The 23,104-nt window shown below is 57.9% G+C and carries 19 protein-coding genes; 7 read left to right on the forward strand and 12 right to left on the reverse strand.

Annotated elements, in window-relative coordinates; genetic code table 11:
- Nucleotides 1-3: 3 nt before the first annotated feature.
- Nucleotides 4-1,023, reverse strand: coding sequence for a YeiH family protein (locus ABWW33_RS10895; RefSeq protein WP_353401486.1), 1,020 nt, complete (start codon nucleotides 1,021-1,023; stop codon nucleotides 4-6).
- A 168-nt stretch (nucleotides 1,024-1,191) separates the two neighbouring features.
- Between ABWW33_RS10895 and ABWW33_RS10900 the strand changes: the two genes are divergently transcribed.
- Nucleotides 1,192-2,031, forward strand: a complete 840-nt coding sequence (locus tag ABWW33_RS10900; protein ID WP_353401487.1) for an arylamine N-acetyltransferase family protein — start codon at nucleotides 1,192-1,194, stop codon at nucleotides 2,029-2,031.
- A 37-nt stretch (nucleotides 2,032-2,068) separates the two neighbouring features.
- Here ABWW33_RS10900 and galA read toward each other — a convergent pair whose 3' ends face one another.
- Entirely contained in the window at nucleotides 2,069-4,957 is a 2,889-nt protein-coding gene (gene galA, locus ABWW33_RS10905; RefSeq protein WP_353401489.1) for a beta-galactosidase GalA, read from the reverse strand.
- Nucleotides 4,958-5,606: 649 nt separating this feature from the next.
- Complete coding sequence (locus tag ABWW33_RS10910) at nucleotides 5,607-5,849, reverse strand: helix-turn-helix domain-containing protein (protein WP_353401491.1); 243 nt, start codon at nucleotides 5,847-5,849, stop codon at nucleotides 5,607-5,609.
- Nucleotides 5,850-6,171: 322 nt separating this feature from the next.
- Between ABWW33_RS10910 and ABWW33_RS10915 the strand changes: the two genes are divergently transcribed.
- The 4 genes from ABWW33_RS10915 to ABWW33_RS10930 all read left to right on the forward strand — a co-directional run bounded on the left by ABWW33_RS10915 (nucleotide 6,172) and on the right by ABWW33_RS10930 (nucleotide 7,965).
- Nucleotides 6,172-6,489 carry a hypothetical protein gene (locus ABWW33_RS10915; protein WP_353401493.1) on the forward strand — a complete coding sequence of 106 codons (318 nt, stop codon included), beginning with the start codon at nucleotides 6,172-6,174 and terminating at the stop codon, nucleotides 6,487-6,489.
- 84 nt (nucleotides 6,490-6,573) lie between these two features.
- Nucleotides 6,574-7,113, forward strand: a complete 540-nt coding sequence (locus tag ABWW33_RS10920) for an HAD domain-containing protein (protein WP_353401495.1) — start codon at nucleotides 6,574-6,576, stop codon at nucleotides 7,111-7,113.
- 11 nt (nucleotides 7,114-7,124) lie between these two features.
- A complete protein-coding gene (locus ABWW33_RS10925; protein WP_353401497.1) occupies nucleotides 7,125-7,493 on the forward strand; it encodes a hypothetical protein in 369 nt (122 codons plus the stop codon).
- A 70-nt stretch (nucleotides 7,494-7,563) separates the two neighbouring features.
- Nucleotides 7,564-7,965, forward strand: coding sequence for an AbrB/MazE/SpoVT family DNA-binding domain-containing protein (locus tag ABWW33_RS10930; protein ID WP_353401499.1), 402 nt, complete (start codon nucleotides 7,564-7,566; stop codon nucleotides 7,963-7,965).
- A 101-nt stretch (nucleotides 7,966-8,066) separates the two neighbouring features.
- Here ABWW33_RS10930 and ABWW33_RS10935 read toward each other — a convergent pair whose 3' ends face one another.
- The 9 genes from ABWW33_RS10935 to ABWW33_RS10975 all read right to left on the reverse strand — a co-directional run bounded on the left by ABWW33_RS10935 (nucleotide 8,067) and on the right by ABWW33_RS10975 (nucleotide 21,449).
- Nucleotides 8,067-10,928, reverse strand: a complete 2,862-nt coding sequence (locus ABWW33_RS10935; protein ID WP_353401501.1) for a DEAD/DEAH box helicase — start codon at nucleotides 10,926-10,928, stop codon at nucleotides 8,067-8,069.
- Nucleotides 10,915-12,864: a hypothetical protein gene (locus tag ABWW33_RS10940; RefSeq protein ID WP_353401503.1), complete on the reverse strand. Its 1,950-nt coding sequence runs from the start codon at nucleotides 12,862-12,864 to the stop codon at nucleotides 10,915-10,917. Before ABWW33_RS10940 ends, ABWW33_RS10935 begins: the two co-directional genes overlap by 14 nt.
- Entirely contained in the window at nucleotides 12,861-14,099 is a 1,239-nt protein-coding gene (locus tag ABWW33_RS10945; RefSeq protein ID WP_353401505.1) for a hypothetical protein, read from the reverse strand. The genes ABWW33_RS10940 and ABWW33_RS10945 overlap by 4 nt, the downstream gene beginning before the upstream one ends.
- A 164-nt stretch (nucleotides 14,100-14,263) precedes the next feature.
- Nucleotides 14,264-14,734, reverse strand: a complete 471-nt coding sequence (locus ABWW33_RS10950) for a ubiquitination-like system serine protease family protein (RefSeq protein ID WP_353401506.1) — start codon at nucleotides 14,732-14,734, stop codon at nucleotides 14,264-14,266.
- Nucleotides 14,731-15,912, reverse strand: a complete 1,182-nt coding sequence (locus ABWW33_RS10955; protein ID WP_353401508.1) for a ThiF family adenylyltransferase — start codon at nucleotides 15,910-15,912, stop codon at nucleotides 14,731-14,733. Before ABWW33_RS10955 ends, ABWW33_RS10950 begins: the two co-directional genes overlap by 4 nt.
- A complete protein-coding gene (locus ABWW33_RS10960; RefSeq protein WP_353401510.1) occupies nucleotides 15,887-16,636 on the reverse strand; it encodes a multiubiquitin domain-containing protein in 750 nt (249 codons plus the stop codon). Before ABWW33_RS10960 ends, ABWW33_RS10955 begins: the two co-directional genes overlap by 26 nt.
- An 84-nt stretch (nucleotides 16,637-16,720) precedes the next feature.
- Nucleotides 16,721-20,104, reverse strand: a complete 3,384-nt coding sequence (locus ABWW33_RS10965) for a UvrD-helicase domain-containing protein (RefSeq protein ID WP_353401512.1) — start codon at nucleotides 20,102-20,104, stop codon at nucleotides 16,721-16,723.
- A gap of 2 nt (nucleotides 20,105-20,106) precedes the next feature.
- Nucleotides 20,107-20,673 (reverse strand): hypothetical protein, encoded by a 567-nt coding sequence (locus tag ABWW33_RS10970; protein WP_353401513.1) that lies wholly within the window; start codon nucleotides 20,671-20,673, stop codon nucleotides 20,107-20,109.
- A complete protein-coding gene (locus tag ABWW33_RS10975) occupies nucleotides 20,673-21,449 on the reverse strand; it encodes an RNA polymerase sigma factor (protein WP_353401515.1) in 777 nt (258 codons plus the stop codon). The genes ABWW33_RS10970 and ABWW33_RS10975 overlap by 1 nt, the downstream gene beginning before the upstream one ends.
- A 453-nt stretch (nucleotides 21,450-21,902) precedes the next feature.
- Between ABWW33_RS10975 and ABWW33_RS10980 the strand changes: the two genes are divergently transcribed.
- Together ABWW33_RS10980 and ABWW33_RS10985 are read left to right on the forward strand one after the other, a co-directional pair.
- The gene (locus ABWW33_RS10980; RefSeq protein WP_353401517.1) at nucleotides 21,903-22,496 is read left to right on the forward strand and encodes a DUF1819 family protein; all 594 of its coding nucleotides are present in this window, start codon (nucleotides 21,903-21,905) and stop codon (nucleotides 22,494-22,496) included.
- On the forward strand, nucleotides 22,493-23,080 hold the full coding sequence (locus ABWW33_RS10985; RefSeq protein WP_353401519.1) for a DUF1788 domain-containing protein: 588 nt from the start codon (nucleotides 22,493-22,495) through the stop codon (nucleotides 23,078-23,080). The genes ABWW33_RS10980 and ABWW33_RS10985 overlap by 4 nt, the downstream gene beginning before the upstream one ends.
- The last annotated feature ends 24 nt before the right edge of the window (nucleotides 23,081-23,104 follow it).

The following is a 23,104-nucleotide window of genomic DNA, read 5'->3' on the forward strand; positions in this document are numbered from 1 at the left end:
TGGTCAGGCGATGCCCAGTAATTTAATCAACGCGATGCTGATTGCCGACAGCGCCAGCAACGACAGCACAACCACCATGGTAACCCGGCCGCCGGCCCGCAGCACAGCGCGGGCATCGACGCCCAGTCCGAGCGCGGCCATCGACATGATGGTCAGCACATCGGCCGCGTGGTGCGCCGGCGGCAGCAGCATGGCAGGAATCAGGCTCAGCGAACGCAGCGCCATCAGCAGCAGGAAGCCGACGATGAACCACGGCAGCAGATGCGACAGCTGCGGCGCGGTCCGTTGCTGCCGCTGCCGGGGCCCCCACAGCGACAGCGACAGCACGACCGGCCCCAGCATCAGCACCCGCACCAGCTTGACCAGGGTACCGATGTGGGCGCTGGTCAGCGAGACGGCATTGGTGGCGGCCAGCACCTGTGGCACGGCGTACACGGTCAGCCCGGCAAACACGCCGTACTGGACCGCCGACAGCGACAGCAGCGGCATCGCCAGCGGCAACGTCAGCACGACGATCACACCCAGCACGGCGGTAAACGAGATCGACGCGGCCACGTCCTGGCCGTCGGCGTCGATGACGGGCGCGACGGCGGCGATGGCGGAATTGCCGCAAATGGAATTGCCGCAGGCGATCAGGATGGCCATCTTGGCCGGCAAGCCGCTCAGGCGGCCGATCGCGTAGCTGCAGGCGATGGCCAGCACGACCACGGCGGCGATGCCGGCGATCAGCATCCAGCCTTTTTCCAGGATGGCGGCGGCGCTGACGGACGCGCCCAGCAGCATGACGGCGATCTCCAGCAGCGTCTTGGCGCCTGCGTGGATGCCGGCGTCGTAACGGCTGTGCAGGCGGCAGAAGGTGCGCAGTGCGCTGCCCAGCAGGATGGCCAGTACCAGGCTTTCCAGCCAGGCCCGGCCGAACAGCCAAGCTTCCAGTCGTTCCAGCCCCAGCGCGGCGGCAGTTACCGCGCCGCATAGCAGCAACCCAGGCACCAGGGCCCGCAACACCGTGTTCGATATACGCATTTCATTCTTCCTTATTACCTTTTCTAATAAGGGAAGTATGGGATCGTCAATCCATGCAGTCTATTGATATGTTTTTGACGAATCGTTCATATAAATCGAACAATCGCGACGAGGCACGGCGCTGGTATGATAGTGATCCTTTCGCTAACATTCAAAGTAGGCGGGACCATGGAACTACTGGACGCATATTGCGCGCGCATAGGCTATACCGGTCCGCGCGCGCCCACCTTGGAGACGCTGCGCGCCCTGCACCAGCTGCACCCGGCCGCCATTCCTTTCGAAGCCATCGACGTGCTGCTGGACCGGCCGGTGCTGCTGGCGCCGGAAGCGGTGGACGCCAAGCTGATCCATGCCGGGCGCGGCGGCTATTGCTTCGAGCAGAACAGCCTGTTCCAGCGGGTGCTCAGCGCACTGGGCTTCCAGGTGGAGCCCTTGATCGCCCAGGTGCGATGGATGGCGGGCGCCGAAGCCTTGCACCGGCCGCGCACGCACATGGTGCTGCGCGTGACGATCGACGGCCAGCCCTGGCTGTGCGACGTGGGCTTCGGCAGCAGCGTGCTGACCTCGCCCATCCGCTTCGACCTGCAGACGCCGCAGTCCACGCCGCACGAGCAGTTCCGCCTGACGCCCCAGGGCAACGAGCATCTGCTGGAACTGCTGCTGGGCGACGACTGGATGCCGGTCTACCTGATCGCCCCGTCGCCATGCCGCGACGGCGACTATGAGATGGCCAACTATTACACGTCGACCTACCCGCAATCGCACTTCCGCCGCGACCTGATCGTGGCGCGCACCACGCCCGAGGCGCGCCACGCACTGCTGCGCAACCGCCTGACGATACGCCGCGCGGACGGCGGCAGCGAACGCCGCTTCCTGTCGGCCGACGAAATCGAACTGGCGCTGGCCGAAGTGTTCCGTCTGCCGGTGGCGCCGGACTGGCGCCCCGTGATCGAACGCGCGGCGGCTGCGGTGTGGGATGAACATCATGGCGCCGGATCGGCCTCGTAGTCCGCCGCGCCTACCAGCCGCGCATTCCTTCTTGCCGCTAGCGCAACTGGAACCGGACCGTCGACGCGGACAAGCCGTTCGACCTCGCCACCAAGGCTGCCTCTCCGGCTTCGCCGGTCGATTGCACGATCACTTGCGCCCAGCCGTTGAACACGCGCCGACGCCATGGCGCGGCTGGCGAGATGACCCGCAACACGCCCCATTTGCTGGTCCCCGCGGATCGGTCGAGCATCCCCTGGACGCCGCCTTCCGGCGTTGCCACCACATAAGCCAGGCTGTTTTCCTGCTTCAACTGCGCCGCCTCCAGTGCGACCATCAGCCCCCCCTCGACCTGCGTCGCGCTGACCGCGCGACCATTCACATACACCGCTTGATCGGCCCCCAGCTGGTCGATGAACAAGGCGGCGCGATCGTTCGGCGCCATTGCGGGGCCGGCGAATTGGCCGCGCAGCACCACATGGCTGGTCGCCGCCGGTTGGTTTTCCGGCGCCAACCAGACACCCGGGTCGCGCCAACCCGAGGTATCCACCGTCTCGGCATGCGCCGCTGGATGATCCGGGCCGTCGACAGCAAGAGTGCGCCAGCCAGAAAGAGGATGGAACGCATGCCGGTCGGCCGGATGGTCCGGCTCGTGCGAACCCGGATCGCCATTGCCAACACCGATGATGCGAATCGGGCCGGATGCTTCGAAATCGATCTGGTCGCCGGCTGTCGGCACAATCCTTCCTGCCGCATCGGCAACATTCACCCACACCACCGCGATATCGGTTCCGTCAGCCTTCAGGGCAGCCTTGTCGGCGCTGAGCAAGATCCGCGAAACCGTGCCGGTGGTGGTGACCTCGTCCCTAGCCACTGACTTGCCGCTGCGATATGCCGTCGCCGTCACTTTTCCCGCTTTATACGGCACCGTCCACTCCAGATGCCCATCCTTGGGCATCGCCTTGAGGCCAAGAGAGCGCCCGTTCAGGAACAACTCGACCGCTTCGGCATTGCTGTACACGTGCACCTTGATCGGCTGGCCTTCCCTCCCATCCCAATTCCAATGCGGCAGGATATGCACCATAGGTTCACGCGTCCACACGGACTTGAGGTAATACGCCGTATCCTTGAATACGCCGGTCGTGTCCACCATGCCAAACTGCGACGAGATGGCGGGCCAGCCGAAGGGAGTGGTCTCGCCGCGATAGTCAAAACCAGTCCAGACGAACATCCCGGCCATCCAGTCACGCGCCTGTACGCGGTGCCAGCCTTCTTCGATACTGAGACTGTTGCCCGGCCTGCCTTGGCGATCATATGCGTTCAGATGGGAGCGTGTCGGTTCATCGAAGTAGACGCCGCGCGTGGCGAAGGTGGAGCCCTCCTCCGACATCAACGCCGGCTTGGCGGGATGATCGCGATGAAACTGGTCGACATCGTGCTGGGCGCCATAGTTAAAGCCGATGACGTCCGCGCCCAGCGACACACCCTTGCCCGATCCGCTGGTTGCCACCATCGTACGCCGCGTCGGATCCAGGCGTTCGACCTGCTCGTGCATCTCGCGCGCCAGATGGGCGCCCAGTGCGTTCCATTCCAGCGCCCATTCCTCGTTGCCCACCGACCAGATGATGACACTCGGATGGTTGCGGTCGCGCCGAATCTGCCGTTCGAGCTGTCCGCGTATTTCCGGCGCCGTGCCCATCATGCGGTGCTCATCGATGACCAGCATGCCCAGCCGGTCCGCCTCGTCCAGCAATTCCGGTGTCGGCGGGTGGTGCGAGGCGCGGTAGGCATTCACGCCAAACGACTTAAGCTGCTTCAGACGCCAGGTCTGCAAACCGTCCGGCAGGGCCACGCCGACGCCGGCGTGATCCTGGTGATTGTTGGTGCCCTGCAGTTTGAGCGGTTTGCCATTCAGGAAAAAGCCCTGATTCTGATCGAACACCACCGCGCGGATACCGAAACGGGTGTCATAACTGTCAACGACCTTGTTCTCTTGCAGCAGGCTGGTTTTCAGCGTATACAGGCTCGGATCGTCGAGCGACCACAGGCGAGGATTGGGCACGGTCAGCGATGAACTGAATTCGCCATCGCGCGCGGTCCCCACACTCAGGCTGGCCTGCTCCGTCTGCGCCACCAGCCTGCCATCGGGCGCGAATACCTGTTGGCGCAGCGTAAACGATTGCGCGCTTTTGCCGTCGTTGGTCACCACAACGTCCATCCCGACGCGCGCCAACTCGCCTTCCACCTTCGGTTTGACGAACGTCCCCCACTGTGCAATGTGCAGCGGCGCCGTCTTGGTCAACCAGACATGGCGATAGATGCCGGCGCCTTCATAGAACCAGCCTTCCTCCATCGTGGCATCAGCGCGTACCGCGATGACGTTGGCGCCGCCGAAATTCAGGTAATCGGTGATGTCGTAGCGAAAACCCGAATAGCCGCTGGGTTCGGTGCCTATGTAGTGGCCGTTAACCCAGACCACACTGTTGCGATAGACACCATCGAATTCCAGCGCAATGCGGCGGCCTCTGTCTGCAGCCGGAATATGCAAGACCTTGCGATACCAGCCAACGCTGTTTTCCGGGAAGTTGCGGCCGATGGCGAGCGAGCCGTGGTTGGCGTCCGCGCGCGCGTCAAACGGCAGTTCCACCGCCCAGTCGTGCGGTAGATCCACCTTGCGCCATGCGCTATCGCTGAAGTCGGCGCTGGCCGGACCGTCGCCATAGCCTGCCTTGGCGAAGAAAAAAGGACGCGTGCCATAGCGAAAGTCCTTTTGCGCATCGTACGCGTGGCCGTAAGCGAAGCGCCAGTCCTTGTCGATGTTGATGCGTTCGCGGCCGACATCGGCCCGCGCCGCGGTCAATGGCAATGCCTCGGTCGCAGCGCCGGTGACGCATGCGCCGCATGCAAGAATGATGGCGATTAGTGCACTGCCCCGTCGACTACGCATTCGGTCTCCTTAATTTTTTCGGACGCAGATTTATTCGCCCTGCAAAAAACCCCATAACTTCAAAGAGTTATGGGGTTTTGTTTACTTCTCTACAGCAGGTACGCTCTAAAAAGGTTGTACCCCCAAAAAACTGTTGGTACAAGGCCGCAAGCAAGCGGAGGAGCGGATGCCCGTGTTCACTCGATGACTGAGATGTGGGTAAGCGCGAACAACCAAGGCTTTTTCGTCGAAAATTCTCTCCAACATCCCGTTGTGTGGGTAGCTCCCCAGTAAGTCCACCGCGTGCTTTCCGATTTCCATCTAAGACCCGCTCCCCCTTACGTTTCGATAACTTACACGTCGCGCGTCGTGAAATCAGGTATACCTCGCAGCGAGGCTTTGTCGCCCACCATGAAGCCAGCACATGTCGGGCCGAAGGGCAGACTGCGACCAGTCTCCTCGTCTAGCAAGAATATTGCGGTGTCCGTCTTGAACCCATGGATTCTTCCGTTGCTAGCTGGGCGAGAGCATTGTGTGCCTGGTTCTACGAAGTCGATTCGGATTGGAATCCAAGACATGTTTCCTCTTATATTTTCCATGTGGAAACATGATTGTAATACGGATAGTTAGCGTTGCCGCAGCGATTTTAAGTTGCGGACCAGAGGGATCACTACATTCCGGCTTCTGCGGCAATACCTTCCACCGTCACCCCCAGTTCAGTCGCGAGCCTGACTAAGGTCAACCACGCCGGGTTACTCTGCCCACGCTCGATCATACCGATGTAGCTTATGTTCACACCCGACGCATGAGCCAAATCCTCCTGTGTCATATTTCGGTCCTTGCGCAGCTTGCGGACTGCTTGTCCTAAGGCGACAAGTTCGGGTTGGTTAGCATGTGGAGAAAAATTGGTCACCGACCCATGATGTCGCTATACTGTCAGCGTTGCCAACGGACATGTCCGTTATTTTTGGGATGATCCGTGACGCAAGACTAATTTTTCCGGAGTGCAACTGGGTTGATGGTCGAGCAGTTGCGCAGCGACGGCTCTTCACCCCAATCACGTTAACAGTTGCGCTTAACTAGACGTTATAAAGTTCTTTGGGCTAGACATGTCACTCTCCTCTATGCACGCTCGGCTCCAGTGCCCAGATAGTTCTCTCTTGCTACCTTCAAACCTCCCAATTGACGAGCTAATTTTTTTGACACGGAAAATCGCCCTGTGTTTGGATGGCGGCATGGACCTACCTGAACGGTCAGAGCTCAAGATGTTCTTAACCGACTACTTGGGATTGCTTGTCCGAATGCAGTCGGTCAAGAACTACAGCCAATTTCTCACTCAAGTGGACACGATGGTGCCTGAACTCATGATTACCTTGGACTTGGCTCTCCGAGATGAACTCGTATCTCGCTTGATAGGCTGTTCTATCCATCGTTCGAGCTTGCCTATAGCAATTAACGGATATTTCGATGAGATCAACGTATCTGCTGAAACCTCAAACGCACCGAGTGAGTCGGAAAAACGGACCCACGATGACGCAGGTTTAGATACATGAACAATATGTGCTGAGCCAGATCAGCCCCTTTATCGAGGTATCGGCCGACGCAGTGAATACTGGCAGATACGTGGAAATCTATAGATGGACAACATGCTAAATGTACCCCCTTCGCGTTCGAGCTTATGCCTCGTGTACCTCGACTTTGATGGAGTGCTTCACCCTGATGACGTGTACTGGTCTCGCAAACGCGGCATCCACATGCGAGCCTCCGGTCATAGCCTCTTCGAATGGGCTTACATTTTAGAAGACCTGCTGGCGCCGTACCCAGAAGTGGGGATAGTGTTAGCCACCAGCTGGGTTCGGTTGAAGAGCTTCCAATACGCCAAAAAGCAGTTGAGCCTAGGCCTACAGGCCAAGATTATAGGCGCTACATTTCACCGTCGAGAAATGAACAAATTCGTATTCGAGAACACTTCAAGGGGCGCACAAATCTACGCCGATGTACTGCGCCGGCAGCCAACGACCTGGCTCGCGATTGACAACGACGATGTCGGATGGCCAAGCCAATGTCGCGGTAATTTGATCAAAACCGATGACCATCAAGGGATAAGCGATTTTGACGTTCAAACAGCAATCCGAACTCGCCTTATGACGCTTGTTGCGGTCGATCTTCCTAACTGAAAGCTAGCGTGATGTCCGACCCAATCGATCCTATTAGCGCACCGGATGACTTTCCTTGGCTACATAAGCTTGGCGCTGTTTCTGGCGCCGCCCCGAAGCTTCTTCTAGTTCGCACGCCGGGCGGCGGATTCGCAGCACCAACACAATCAGCAGAAGAGAGAAATCTTCGGTGGAAAAAATGCGAGGTGCTCGCTGGTAAAGTTGCACGGGCCGCAGCCCGCAGCAAGGCCGAGAATTGCTCGCATATGTCAGAAGATGCTATTTTGGAGCTTTATCTGCCGACTATGCAGACAAAATACTTCGCAAGTGAAGGCGAAGCGTTTTGGATAGTACGAAAAGCTGCTTCAATTTTGGGCTGGCCTTCGCCGAACCACTTGTAATCAGGAGCCTCTAACGGGCTATAGGCCGGCACACTCGTCAATGGTGCATTATTAGTATAAACAATATGTATTGTTTATTTATTTTTCCGAGATGCTTTTGGGGCGGGCGCGCAAGCTTCAGCTCTTAACTTCATCGCGACTGTTGGATACCTGCCGAACTCATTTCCAAGATGGTCGACATGCTTTTTTCGATGACGCTGACGTGCTTACGATGCAGGACGACGGCCGTGTGTTTATTCAGAGCGGCATGCTCGTCCAAGGCAAGATCAATGGGGAGCGCAAGATGACGGTTGTGACAGTTACATCCAGAGGCCGAATTACTCTTCCGAAGGCGATGCGCACAGCTATGGGGCTACTGCCAGGGGCTCGGCTGACCTTCACGCAACTTCAAGATGGCACGGTGATCATGACGGTGCGGCATCGAAAGACTGAGGAGCTTGGCGGGACTATGGGCACGCCGTCGCAGCCGTAATGTGTAAGGGCGGTTCAAACGCCGCACACTTGGGGTCGCAACTTAATCCGTAGGACTCTAGTACAGAAATCTTCCTAACAGGTGCAGGGCTCCATAACGCGTCAACCCACTCCTTCCGGTAGGTTCAACGCCTGTTTGGTGCGGTCCCGCGCAAACTTGACTTCATCCGGAAAGAACTCCGTTTCACTTCCCAACTTACCGTTCGGGACCACCACATTGAGATGCTGACCTAGATTATCTGCCGAGATGTGGTCCGCTTCCTTGGACGGCTTTTGCAAGTCCAGCGTCAGATCGCTTAGTATTTTTCGGTACAGCACGTTACGCACCTGGCGCTTGTCTAACGTCCCATCCAAATAGGGAAACTGTACAGCCAACCGCGGCATAGGTGCCGTCGACATAGTATGCGCCAAAAGCCGGCGCGACAGCAGTCCACCCAGGCGGTCCACTCGCCCGATCCGCTGCTCTAGGTCACCTGCCGTCCACGCTATGCCATAGTGGACCACCGCATCACAGAACAGGTGCAGGTCAACTCCTTGCTTTAGCACGTCGGTGCAAACCATGATGTTCGGGAAACCTGGGAATTTGAATTGTTGGACCGCATGCTTGTTATCCAGCCTACCTGAGCGCCCTGTCACCGGCTCCAGCTGCTGAAAAGCCAGCTTGATGTGCTTGTCATAGGTATCCTTCCAGCCCTGTTCCACTTTATCACTGTCACGCAGGCACTTGTCGACAATCAGGTCGAAGTGCATCACCCAGTTGCGAATCGTGTCGCGCTGGCGGCGCACCACTGCGGCGATATGCGGGTAGCCGGACGCTTCCCCATCTTGCAATAGCCACAGAAGGCGCTCTGGCAATTCATAACGGACGCGTTGGGCCGACTTGTCGTAGAAGTGCATGATGTGCAGGTCTACCAAAAAATCGCTTTCGCGCATACTGCGCAAAATGCAAAGCTGCAGGCATGCCAGCCGATAGGCTTGGTCCGATTCGCCTACCGTCCAGCCGGCTAGCCACGGCTGTGCCTTGAGCAGTTGCTCCAGCTCCGAGGTGCTAAATACGGCTTGCAGCAACTTGTGCCAGCGCAGGTGATTAGCCTCGGCCGTTCGGTTGCCGGCCTCACCCACCGGCTTGAGCAGGAATCCACGCATTGGCCCGCTGCGCTGTTCTTCTTCCTTACGCAACAAGTAGGTACGAAAGCGCGCCAATGGTGGTAAGGCACGGTTCTCGCCCGTGGTCTGCTGCCGCCGCGCGACAAAGAACGGTAACTCTTCACCCTGCCGATAGTGGCTGCCCTGGGCACCTTCCGCCTCCATCTCCAACAGATCGTTATCGGATGCCCCCGACGCATGCCCGTCTTCCGGTATCGCGGTCCAGAAACCATCACGCGCCCAAAGAGAACCCGCGCCCTGCGCGCGCAGCCACCGGCGCCATTCGATGACACGTGCATCAATGTCTCGTTGAAAGCGCGAGTGCAGCATGTCGCGTATTTCTTCAACCGAGTCCAGCCTGCGCACAAACACCAGCGTCTTATCGGTACTGCCATGGGCCAGGCTGCGCTCATACAGCGCATCAACTACGTGCAACAGCTTGGCATGCGGCAGGCTGTCCCTGGTGTCCATGGCGCGCTGGAAGCCAAGGTTCAGCCGGTCGATTGCGTTACGGTCGCGCGCATGCCCCCCCTCGCTCTCATGGCGGCCATCTTGGACCGGCTCAAGGTCGAGCTGTTCATCTGCTGCTGTGGCGGTCTGCCTGCGCTTCCGCTGTAAGGAAACAGATGCTGATTCGAAAGATACCAGCGCACCGTTCTTCACCTGCCCAGGGCGTCCCTGCAGTGCGGCCACAATGCGCTTTTGCACCAGCGCCATCGTCAACGACAGAAACGGATCACTCCCCGCTGCAATCGGCCGCTCTTGGTAATGCCGGTAGGAGCGCTTGCCATGACGGTTACCGGCACCATCGAGGTAGGCTCGCGGGCGGCGGATCATCATGTCGCTCAAAACCAGTACCACGTCTTCCCGTTCCAGCCGTGCCGTAACCCTGCTGCAGCGATTCTTCGCGCCGCAGCTTTGGCACTGGCTGGGATATGGTAGCTCCTTCTTGCTGAAATCCTGCCTACACAAATAGTAATCCAGGGATGCCAGGTCTCCGACGCCGGAGTGCAGCGGGGTCGCACTCATGAACAGCCATTGCTTCGCGCGTTGGCGGAAGATATCGCCGATACGTTGGTTGCGTTCATTGTCCAGGCGACGCAGGTATTGCGCCTCGTCGCAAACCAGCAGGTCAACCTCACCTTCCCGATTCAGCAAATCACCCAGGCGCCGACAAAATTGTTCGGCCAGGACGCGTGACATCTCCGTGCCCCATCCTTCCTGCTGATGCGCCCATTGCTTCGCCAACTGCCGCTCCTGCTTTCCAAGGTTTTCCACCGCCAAATTGAAGCATTTTGCGTAGGACTCCAGCATCGCCTCCGGCGACTTTCCGCCTTTGGCGTAGGGCCAGCTGAACGAGGAATAACGCAGCACATGGATTGCCGGCTCATTAGGAGAAGACAATGCACAAGCCAAGCTCGCCAAGTTCTCATGCCGAAGGAACGGCATAGGGTCTCCGCCGGCAGGCTTCAGCGCGCAGCCCTTCAGCCGGTAGCAGGCACGTAGGAAAAATGACCATTCATCGCACCATTGGCGCTGCATCTCTGCATCCGAGCAGAGGATCACCACGCGTGAACTAGGCTTGTGCAGGAATTGGGTGGCGATCACGCCCATAGCCTGGCGCGTCTTGCCGGTACCGACTTCGTCGCCGAGGTACGCGAAGCCGCGCTTGCGCAGCAATGCCCACAGGCCGGCCACCGCTTCGGCTTGAAGCGCGGCCTGCTTGCTTGGTCGCGCCTTGCCTGCACCGTCAAAGTCGACATACGCTTGGACGGTGGCGCCGTTCATATCCTTGGGTAAAACGTTAGCCTTTGCCATTCGCATTCCTTTCCGCCATAGCGCCGTCAAACCAGTCCAGGAACTTGGCAGCGGCATCGCCGGCGCCATTGCGTTCGCGCAGCGTGCCGGGGCCGCGCAATAGTTTCTCAATCTCCGGTCGCAGCCCGACCAAGTCGGTGGCCAGGTGACGGTAGTCGGCGTCGTCGGGCGCAAGGAAACCGGAGGTGGCCAGCCCATCCCACGCGCACTGCAATTCGGCCAGTTGCACAAAGCGGCCAATCTGTTCTTGCGCGCTTTGAGCAGGCTGTACATGGATTGCGCGGTAGAGGCGGACCAGCCAGCGATGCGCCGTTTGTTGCTTTTTCTCAGCGCTGAAGGACTGCTGCAGATTCCAACTGGCTTGGAACAACGCATAGAAGTCGAAATCCGACTCCGCCCCGATGTCTTCACCGTCCCCGTCTAGGACCGTGCGCGCCTGGCGGCGGGTACGCTGCTGCGGGTCGTCGGAGGGGTCCACGGAGCACAATTGCGCCAACAGGTCCTTCAAGACCGGCGGCTGCTCGTACCCCAACTGGTCATCGTGTGCATTGACCTGAATAACCAGTCCACGCAGGTTTTTCGGCTGGTTGCTGTCGTCGCGGTACGTGATGCTAAAGGAACGCACCGGCTGTACCAAGCGCTGCGCAATGAGGGGCAAGTGGTGAACGCCGGCGGTCAGCGACGGCAATGGTACGGTGATTCCACCCACCGTCAGCTCGGGCTTGCGTACCGTGCCGCCGTCCGGCACAAAAATCTGACCGCCAAACGCACCGGCTTTCCAATCATAGTGCAACACTGCATCAAACGGAGGGAGCGGCGGGGCGCTTTCTTCCTCATCATCTGACTGCTCCGCAAGCGTATCTGGACTGATCGCTTGCAAAGCCGTTGGCCAGCCCATGGGTTCGTAGCGCAGCATCGCCTCTATGTTGGATAGCGATGGCGCTGGGTTGTCGCATAGCGCTGCGTGCGTGAAGTTGGCAGAGCCGACGTACAGGACGCCGCCGCTTCCTTCGTTTCCAAGCCAGATGCACTTGCCATGGCTGAAGGGAGGCTCGCCCGGCAGGATCGCGAACGCGCTGCGCTCTCGCTGCGCCGGCGACAAAGTGTTCATCGGAAAGCGAACGTCGTCCCCAAACCTGGTCGGCACGAAGGTGCATTGCTCCACGGGCAGTTGCGACATCAAACTCCCGGCATTGCTCCAATATGGCGAGGCTACGATGGCTTTGCGCCAAGGCTTGCCACTCCTGACAACGTCTATTAGGGATCGAGCCTTTGCCTTGCCGCCGATTTCGGCCGGCAAGGCTAGGTGCAGCGATGGCATGCCGGCGACGGGGCCAGCCAACCGGCTCCGGTTGCCCAGCGCCTTCTGCAGCGCCAACAATGTCGCGTCCACCTGCCCCTCTTCCTCACCGCGTTCGGCCGGCAAGAGCTGCAACACCTGTTCCCGCAGCCATTGCAATAAGGGCTTCAGTGCGTCGGCATGCTGACCGGTGACCCGCGTGGCGGCGACCACTTCGCGATTGATTCCCCATCCGGACAGCGTTAGGTTGCCACTGGCCACCGACAGCCATAAACCTTGGCCGCCACTGCGCAGCGCGCCGGATATAAGCATGATCTTGGGGTGGAAGCGGCCATGCCGCAGTCTGACCGGCAACAAGCCATATCGCATGTCACCTTTCGGCTCCGGATTAGCAGAACGGTCGCAAGCCAGCACGCAGCGTACTTGCTTCAGCCGCTGATTCATCTCCTGGCGAATGGCCTCCCCCCCCTGGAATTCCTCCAGGTCTTCGCCCAACAGCAGCGGGATGATATTGGCTTCGAAAAAGCGCGACGAAAAAGTGAAACTGGTGAACAGCACGTGCATCACATGCTGCGGGTCGAATTGCTGGACAATGTGCTGGATGGTTGCGCGCATCAATGGCGCCGGCTTCTTCATGCCGCATCCTTAAATAACTGGCGATGCATGATGGCGGCAGTCCCCAGGTAGTAGTCGTTCATCCATGGCGTACCCGAGGCCAGCCGGGCACGCGCGTCCGCCACACTGCGGTCGTGGGCGCTCAACACCTGCACGACATCGCCCTCCAGTACCAGCATCGGATCGCGGCGCCGTTCTCCCATGGACTTGTGATGGTAGTTAGCCAACGCTTCAACAAAGGCTTCCAGGCACGCTTCCGGTGTCGGGCCACCACGCACCAGCTCTCGCGCCAGGTCTTGCATGCGCTCGAGGCGTGGCCAGCTGGTCTCATCTCCCAATAATAGGAAAGCCCGCGCCCTCGGCTGCATGGCCGGATACAGGTCGCACAACTGGCGTGCCAGCGTACGCCAGTTGCCGCCGGGAGATGCGCGCAACAGATCGAACACATCCTGCAGTATCAACAAGAACGGTTCGCAGCGCGCAATGTCGCCAAGGCGCGCTTGCAACCGCGGCGATCTCAGGCGCAGGATACGGGCGCCCAATTCGTCCTTTTTCGATTGTTTGCCGAATTGGGCGGCCAGCGCGATGTGCGTTGCGTCGCCCAACAAGTTATCACTCAGAAACGTCAGCAGGAAGTCAGGGGCAAAGGTCGCCTCAAAGGCGCGGAACAAACCCGGGCGGCTAGCGAACAACTGCTGAGGCGACAGTTTCGGCACGCGCTTGCCGAGGTAGTCCTGCAGGGCCGCCACCAGCGATGCCACGGTTTGTCCGCGCCAGATCGCCTTCAGCGCGACGTGGATTGCGTCGCTGGCCTCCCCAGGCTCGAGGAATCTAGCGCGCATGCAGGTACCTCTGTAATACTGGAACAGGCCATTGGCTACCATTCCGGTGTGTGCGGCGTGAACCTCAAATGCCTCCGGTGCGCCAAACGACTGGCCGCCAAAACAAACCTCGCCTTTGTTTTCGTGCAGCCACCACTCGACCAGCCCTTCCATCAAGCGGTAGAAGCCGCGCATCTGTCCGCTCTTTTCCAGCATGGCGACGACGGCCCTATGCTCGAGCAGCCACTGGATCAACAACACGGCACGTACGCCGTCCAGCTGCCGCACCGTGGTAGCGAGAAAGGGCACGATTTCTCGCCCGTAAGCGCTCCAGACAGGCAACATGCCGAGCGGGTCGCGCGCTGCCGTGTTGCGGCTCAGCACTGGATCGGCAATCGTCATGTAAGGCAGTATTTGGTCTGGCGTGGCACGCATGCATGGTCCTGGTAAAATAATTGCCAATTATAAACAGTTATTTCAATATTAAAACTATCCAATTCTTCCCAACTCGCGCAGGACGAGTGAGAGGACCGCAACATCTTGCCCCGAGGCGAGCCGTCACTTGAGCGTTAGTACGCGACCATTGAGTTGTTCCTTCGTCAGTTGGTGAGCCACAGCTTGAAGCGTGACCACATACTTTGGAACGGTCGCCCCTTCGCCGGGCTGGCCGGGTTGGAGGCATTAAGCTCCGCTGCGGACGCGATGCTGGGTTGGGCACCCTTTAACTGGCCGAAGTGCATGGCTTTGGCTATCTTATCTCGGCGACGTTCCGTTTCAATCTGGGTATTAGACCAGGTACCGGACTCAAGCACGCGATTCCGCTGGATGACATAGTGGGACCGGCACTTCTGGTTCCAATTACCCACAGAAGGGTGAAGCGAGATGGATTCGCCGTCGAACGTCATGCGCCAGTCAGTCGGAGTGAATGGCGTCACCACACGGTCGCCGCAACCGCAGCAGCACGCGTGGACTGCGGTTGCGTAGTCCATCGAGATGTACAACACTCCCGCCTCTAGCTCACGCGGAACGTTTCGGACAAAACGATGCTCCAGGGTCTGATGGCGGATCACGACTGATCTCCATTGAGCAGCATGCCGCCGTCAGTCGTGTACGTGCTGTGATGCTCGTTCTCCAGGTCGCGATAGAAGCCGCGGAGCTTCTTCCACTTCACTACAGCCAGGCAAGCATTTAGTGCGTTGAGGTCCGCCACTTGGATGTTGGAGGCGTATACGTCCTGACCGCCGCCGCCCTCGAAAGAGATGCGACCCGCGTGAACGTGTTCGCGCTTCTCGGGCGTACTCGTCGTGACCCGCAAGATGCCGCCAAGGCTGCCATTCGAGAGCTCCAGCCCCATCCCGACGTCTATGAACGGAACTCCGAGCGCCTCCAGCTTGGCAACCACGGCACGCTTCTCCTCACCCGCATCCATGCTGATGAATGCGAATGTGATACCGTCGAGGAACCCTAGCGTTTCTGCGGTCATCTTGACGGCATGCGCCACGATGCCGCGATGCATCCGTTCGTAGATACCCTTCAGGTAGTGGACCTTCTTCGGGGCATCTCGCAGCTGCTCCAGGGACGGCGCTCCAGGCGCGCGGAATGCATTGTGCGAAAGGAAGTCGTCGTCATCGAAGAGCCGAATCTCCTTTACCGGCGTCTTCGCAACGAAGTCAAGAATGTAGCCGCCCGTCCCACCGGTACCCAGGATGCCAACCACCTCATTTTTCAGCTTGCTGGCAAGTGCGCCTAGACCCACTCGACTCGACGCCGTATCAAGATAGTTGAAAACGCTGTGTTCGTCTTCAACATCGGGGCTACGGTTCAACCGTGGGCTGAGGCCGTGCTGTAGGACGGCCGCCGGGCCAGCCAATATGGTTGCGTACGTGGACATCTTTGCGTAGTAGTCCGGATAACCGTCCTGGTTGGGCTTGCTGGAGAAGCTATGACGCGCAGTGAGCCCAAAACCAAGGTTGGTGTTTGGCGCCTGGTGAGAAATTCCAGGTAACGGCGATCCGTCCGCATTGCATGGAAACTCACCATCCCAATGGATCACGTGCGTTTCCGGCTTGCGCGTCTGATCACCTGCCAAGTCGAGTGTGGAAACCAGCGTGCCGGTGCGCACGCGACGCTGGGAATCCACATACGGAACCTCCCTCATGACCAAGAGGCTGCCCTCGATGCGGACGAGATATCCCTCAGCCCGCAGACGGGCCAGGTCGGGATTACGACTGAACAGTTCGTGTGACATTAAAGATACTCCCATGTTTTTTCACTTCAACAGACCCGCCTTCGCCGAGTTCACCGGCGTGCGGGAGCGAGGCCGCATTGCGGTACGTCATGGAGAACTTGACGTTCGTTTCAGGCGGCGCGTTAGGATGCGACAGTTTTACGACCTGTTCGAAGGTAACGTGCTTATCCGGCACCGTCTCCTCAACAGCGTTTACCACGATGACGTAACCTGTGATCGGCCGCGGGGCTACGATGAACCGCTCAATACCTGGAGCATCGAGATTGATCAGATCGTCTGGTTCAATCAGGCGATCCTCACCACCACGGACTTCCAGAAAGATTGCCTCCTCTTCCGACGGGGCAGCGAGCTCGTACAGAACGCTGCCCAGCAGCTCTGCATGGCCCCAGGCCATCTGGCGGTCGTTCAGAGTGAACTTGAAGTCGCGGTCGGATTTGAACGCGATGAAGCGCTCGGCACCTTTCCCTCGCAGGTCCACCGTCTCGTCGAGCCGGACGTCTTCGAAGTCGCCGGACGTCAACAGCGCGAACAGCAGGTAGTCGTTGCGACGGTCGAGCCCGGCGCAGTTGAGAATCTGCCGTCCCGTTGGGACCGGGTCCGGCACGTCGATGTGGCGGAAGGTAAGGTCATCCAGCGCGAAGCGGATGCGGTAAGTGGCAGCTTCCCGTAGAGGGCGATCCTCACGGATCGCGTCGCCAACGTCGTCAAAGTCAGGATGTTTCATTGGGTTCCTTAAGGTTGATGTGGTGAGATTTTTCTCGCCTACATCCCTCTAATCGGACCCGCCGGACTCAACCGGTAAATTTTTTCAGAAATTTTTGAAGAGTGTGCCCGGCGGTACCCCGCCACACACGAAGAACGCCGGACAGTTTGGACAAGTAGTGTCCGACGGACTGGTCTTGAATTCACCATCCCGGATGCCGCGGAAGATATCGCCCAGCTTTCCCTGTCGGTTGCTCAACTCTTTGGGGGATAGTGTTAGTGGCTTCGATTCGGAGTCCGCTAGATACACCAGCTCGACGTGTGCATCGGGGAAGGCGGCACGGGTTGCCAGCAAGAACGCAGCGGCCCCTACGTCCTTTCCGTCTTTGCTGGGCGCATGCCCAGTTCTCACCCGGCGGAAGGCACGCACGCCATTTCGCACCAGAATTTCATCCGGTCGGACCTCCACCTCAAAGTTTTCGAACGAGATGTGCAGCGCCGTTGGAGCCTCGACCTGCGCGCCGGCCCTCGAATCCAAAAAATACTGGAGCATCGTGGTCGCCATCGTGCGATAGTCATCCACGTAACCATGTCCATTCAGGCCGTGGGTGACAAACGCTTTCGAGAGCAAATCACCCAGCTCTTCAGCTGGCGCGCTTCCATGCGCCACGATGGCGCGGTAAACCTCACGGATTGCCTCATGCATCTGCATAAACGAACTCATCCGGCGGCGGCCTCCTACCTGAAGCAGATGAGTATAAAGAAAACGTCGAGCGCACGACTCGTAAAGTGCCACTGCATCAGAGCTGAAGCGTGGTGTGCCAGAAAGTGCAACGGAAATGGACACGTCGTCAGGAGCCGGGGGCATCACCGTAATCGGCGTCACAGTTCGCTCCGTGACTGTTCCAATGCGTCCGAGGAACGGCGACAGTGGCCTGGACCGGCTATTTGCTGTAGCAGTTGCCCCATAAAATGCTAGGTGATTCCTCGCGCGTGACATCGCGACATAGAAAAGGCACTCCTGCTCTTCATTGTGCGCCGCACGCCCAATCTCCTCAGCACTTCCGTGGCCACCAGCTACCATGCCTGCAGGCGGAGGGCACTTCGATGACTTGAACGATCCCGGGATCGAGTCTTGATTTACGCCTGCAATGTGCACTGCTTGAAACTCCAACCCCTTTGACCCGTGAATCGTCATTAGGCGCACAGCGTCAATACCTTGGGCTGCCGCAGGAAGTTGCCTCAGGTCCCTGTCATCCCGCAAACGCAAGAGCCTTCTTATGCGGTCGGAAAGCCGTTGAATCGGAAGCCCTTGTCCATTCGGCTGAACGCGGACAAAATTCATAAACTGCCATATCGCGATGCCCTGTGCACGCTCAGACACCCTGGTCGACGCAGCAATTCGCGCTGCCATCCTTGTCCGGTCCAAAAGAAGGGTCGTCAGGACGGTCCAAGGCTGTGAAGTTGCTCCGAAGCCCACAAAGGCTGATTGAAGGTTAGAAAGTGCGATCTGCCCGGCGGCAGTCAATTCATCTGGTGCGCCAACTTGCCATGCCCCGGCCTCCGCATCATTTTCACGCAAATATTCAAAGACGCGGACCACGTCCTCCAAATCCATCGCAAACTCTGGCAAGCAAGCGGCTCTGATCAGGCCCATGGCACGTCGGTCAATGAGGAGCGAAAGCAAAGCTACAAGGTCCTTCACTTCCGGGCGCTCAAAAAGGCTGCCCAAGAAAAGTACCGGAATACCGGCGCGCTCCAGGTCGCGTCCGACATCAGACAGCCGGTCATTTCCGCGGCACAGAACTGCTTGGTCGCGATAACGATAGCCCTTGGCACGCAGCTCTTCTATGTGATCCGCGATAGCAGATGTCAGCAGTGGTGTGCTGCCCACCTTGATAACCTCGGGTAGCTCGCCGCTCGGCCCTCTATCCGCATCAAGAGTTTTCTCACCGTCGGCAGCGGACATATTCGTTGCAAAGGTACAAAAGGCGTCGACCACTTCCGAAGTAGACCGGTAGTTGACTTCCAGGCTGTCGCGTACCGCGCCAGGGAAATCCTCCCGCCCAAAGCGGGACATGTTGAACGACGAAGCTCCGCGGAACCTGTAGATAGATTGTTTGGCGTCTCCAACCACCCACAGGTTTGCACCCGTAGGCTTCAAAGCCGTGAGGAGCCGCACGCTGCTGCGGTTTACGTCCTGGTACTCATCAACCAAGATGTGGTCATAGGCGCCCTGAAGCTGGGCTCTAACTGCTTTATCGGTTTCCAGCAGCAGCACCGGGCGCATGACCAAGTCACCAAAATCAATACATTGCGCGGCCGCTTTAAGCTCTTCATATCGCGCGTAGACCTTCGCAACCTCTGCTACCTTTTCAGCGGCAAGCACATCGCTTTCGTCGGACGCTGTAGCGCGCATCGAGGACGCCAGCGCCTGATACCCCGCCGCATCAACGACTTCATCCTTTGCTCGCGATACTGCATTCAAGATTTCAGCAACGGTCTGGGACGGGTCGTAGAGATTCCGGTAGTGGACTAGGCCGAGCCGTGGGAATTCGTTCTCAATGAGCTCTACAGCTTCCGTTCGATCCATCAACCGGGGGTCGGTAGGCAGGCCGCACCGGTCATTGAATCGACGTAGGATGTCCAAGCCAAAACTATGGAAGGTTCCTATGCAGAGTGCTGCAGCTTCCTTCGGCCGCTTCAGTGCGATGCGCTCGGCCATCTCAATTACGGCCTTATTCGAAAAGGTCAGGAGAAGGATGCGCCTTGGATCGACGCCCTCGTCTAACAGACTTTCAACTCTGGCCACTAGAGTACGTGTTTTACCAGTTCCAGGGCCAGCCTGAAGAAGAAACGCTTCACCGCGATGGTCCGCTGCGTCTTTTTGCTTTTTATTGAGAGGAATCTCAGTAGGCGCCGCAACAGAATCGACAGGAACAGGGGGAAGAAGAAGCGCATCAAGCATCTGCTGCGCCACGACTTCGAACGGTGCGCCTAGTCGCGCTGCGATGTGAGAGCAAGTCTGACCTTGGCCAACGTGGAGGTCGACCAAAAAAGGTCTGGGTAGAAGGAGCTCTCTGGCGAAGAGGTCCATTTGTACCTCTCGTCGCTGTCGCCGGCTGTAGTCAGCAACCCGGTCCATCCCGACCGGACTAGCCTCCGATATTCGAGTTGGGTCAATTTGGACAGCAGCCCAGGCGGCGTCTCCATCTCCTAGCTCGGCGTGACCGATTTCGTGCGCTACCAGGAAAGCCTGTTCAAATGGGCTTCCTACATTCTCGTGAACGATGAGAGGAATTTCAGCGTCAAAGCCTGCATGTGTACCATCTAGGATAGAAGCACCGGGGACACACGCCTCCACAGTAATCCCAAGGGCGTTTGCAATACCGACCACGAATTGATAAGGTATCCACGGGTCGCCTCCACGCTCAACTGCTTGATCGTGAAGCCGTTTGGCGTGTTGTCGCGCGAGCTCTACAGCGTCCATCGCTACTCGTCGTTAAGAAACTTCGATAAGGCATCTTCGTCGCACCCAGCCTCTCTCAGAATTCTTTCTAACGACACTTTTTCAGCTGCCACGGGCTTAGTGCTCGACTTGCTTGCGCGAAGTTGAGATGTCTGCGGGGGCAAGGCCAGATGGGCGAGAAGGACCTCTACTGTTGCATCAAGTGCCCGAGCCAGTTTCGCGAGTGCGCGAGAAGACACGGTTGAAGCCTCGATCCTACACTCGCGTAAAGCAAGGCCAACTTGAATCGGCAATCCCAACGTTTTGACTGCGTCAGTGAATGTCTTTGCTGGTGCCGCCTGCAAGGTATGCAGAGATATCGAAGCTTTCTGGAGTCTGCGCATACCTGCGTCCACAGCAGCGAGATCATCAGCGCTCAACGAACTATCGTCGTCGAACTCTCGGGACAGCTCTCTGGCAAGGTCCACAAGCTGTAATGAATACTCGGGATACTGCGAAAGATACCGCTGAAGTACCCCCGCTCCAGGCTCGAAATCCATGGCGAAGGCGTTTAGGACGTCTTCTCGTGTGTGAGTTGAAAGATCAGTCATCAAATCCTCCCCTTGCGTTCCAGACGCATCTTCAAAGAGACGAAGGCTTTGTCTCGATGCGTGCGGATGGTCTTCTCGGTCTTGCCCAACACCTTGCTTATGGAGTCAACCGAAGGGTCTTTTGACTCAATGGGAATTTCTTGGCGTAACATCTCGACGATCCTCCGTTGGAACTCAGGTAGGCTGTCAATCGCATCGTCGAGCAGTAACCGGTAATTTTTTTTGTCAAGTTCGTCGGCGTCAAAAGGGTTGTAGTTTCCGGCCGCAGCTTCCACCTGTTCGGAAACCTCCATCTCGCCCGACCCGAGCTCATCGCTGCGGTTCTCGTGCGTCCAATGTCGATTGCTGGCGTCTTGTCGAGCCGTGGCAATGGCCGAGTTAAAATTGATTTCGTAGTAATCCAAGCGATCCTCATACTCAGCGCGGTCGCTCATCAGGAGATCAACGAACCGGTCAACCACGTCCTCACGAATGTTCATTCTTGTGAGAGACTCCGTTTGGCTGCCAGCGTCCGCAGGCCGTGGTATGCGACGAACCACACGGCCAAGTAAATATTCGGTAAGTTTGTCGCGATGAGCGCCGTCTGGCAAGGTTCGGACGAAGTACAGCAATGCTTCTGCCGAAACGAAACCTGAAGCGGAGCTTGGCCACAGAGCTGCGCGAAGCACCAGTTCAGCGCCGCCAATGATTGTGATTCTGTCAATCTCGGCTTCAACGACTTCGCGCCGTGAATAAGGCGTGCCGTCCAGCTTGGTCTTCCGGAGGGGACGTGCCACAAATATTTCTCCTAGGCTTGCGCCTTCTAGGGGCATGCGTACCAGTGAATGGGGTCTCATTTTGCCGATTTACGATTTAACTTCTAAGCGTAATCTTTAATAGTGGCAACTATGTTATGTTGGAAATATACCATTAATCATTTGCGATTGGTAACAAAGCTTTAAGCCTTCAAACTTGTTGGGAGAAAGTTCAAGGGAAGGCGAACGAGATTTTTAGGCACTTGGCTGGGGGAACTCGGAGAAGAGTTCGGGAAGAATAATCAGCCGTATGGCCGAAGATGCATGGGCTAGGCCGGGAGTTGCCCAAGAGGCATTATTTCTCAACGGAAATGTTCGGGAGTGGCTCAGTTGGCATTGCGCTAGGGGAATGCGATCAGTTAGACTGATTAGCTTAAAGATAATTCGTTTGAAAGCTATGAAGCATTTACCCGTCGCCCCAATTATTGTACTTGCATGACCAGGTATAACGCAGAAATCTATGTAGGCGCTCTGCTTCCGCTTGAGAGCCGACGCATTGCTAAACTGTTGCTGACCTATCCCGACGCGGCGGCGTGGACATATGCCATCGAGACAGAAAATATCCTTCAGAAGAGGACCGCAGCCACTGCGGCTCGACAGGCCAGACTTCTACGTCGCCGGTTGACTATGTTGGATGCAGAAGGTTGGAAAATGATTGCCGAACGCGAAAGCGAAGTGGTCATCCAGATGCTCCTGGCGGCTGCCGTCAAACATAGCCTATTGTTGGGTGACTTTATGCTTCGCGTCTACGCGGACCGACAGCGACGACTTGAGTCGGTTCTGGTTCGGTCCGACTGGCAGGATTTTTTGGCTGAATGTGAACATCACGACCCGTCATTGGCCGGATGGCCCCAATCCACGAAGGACAAGATGCTTCAAGTCATCCTGCGCATTTTGGTCGAGGCGAAGTACATTGATAGTTCAAAGTCGATGAAGTTGACCCCCCAATCCCTACACCCCGATGTGCGGCGCTACTTGAACGAACACGGTGAATCCTATGTCCTTGAATGTCTGGAACGTGCAAGATGATTCTGAGCTTTGATGAACGCCTAAACCAAATCCTGCCGCGCGTGACATCGCGTGATTTCTTGGACAGCAAAGGCCTGGGCAATGAAATCGGTTTCTGGATTTTTGACTACCCGCCCGACCGCGAGCTAGAGCTGCGCGGCTTTCTGTATGGCACCGTATTGCCTGCGTTGACAAAACAAGTGCCGGCCCTGCGCGCCGACACCATCGATTTGCTTCAACTGGTGACTGGGCTACTGGAGGAGCGCAAACTGCTCGATAAAACTATCGACATGCAGCTTAGGAACGGCGACGACAGCACGCTGACGGCGCTGCGCTCAGTACTCAAAGAAGATAAAATTGCTCAAAAAATAGCGTCTAAGCACGACATTCCAAATCTCGACCTGTTGATTTTGACCGGCGTCGGTTCTGTGTACCCCATGCTCCGCACGCACACCTTGCTGTCAGCGCTGCATCCAATCATGGGTAACACTCCCCTGCTGATGTTCTTCCCTGGCCGCTACGATGGGCATTCACTGCGCCTGTTCAACACATTGGCTGAAGACCACTACTACCGCGCCTTCCGCCTAGTGCCAGAAACAATATAGCAACCTGCTCAGGCAATCCAGATA

The organism is Duganella hordei (assembly GCF_040369125.1).
GTDB classification, from domain to species: Bacteria; Pseudomonadota; Gammaproteobacteria; order Burkholderiales; family Burkholderiaceae_D; genus Rugamonas; species Rugamonas hordei.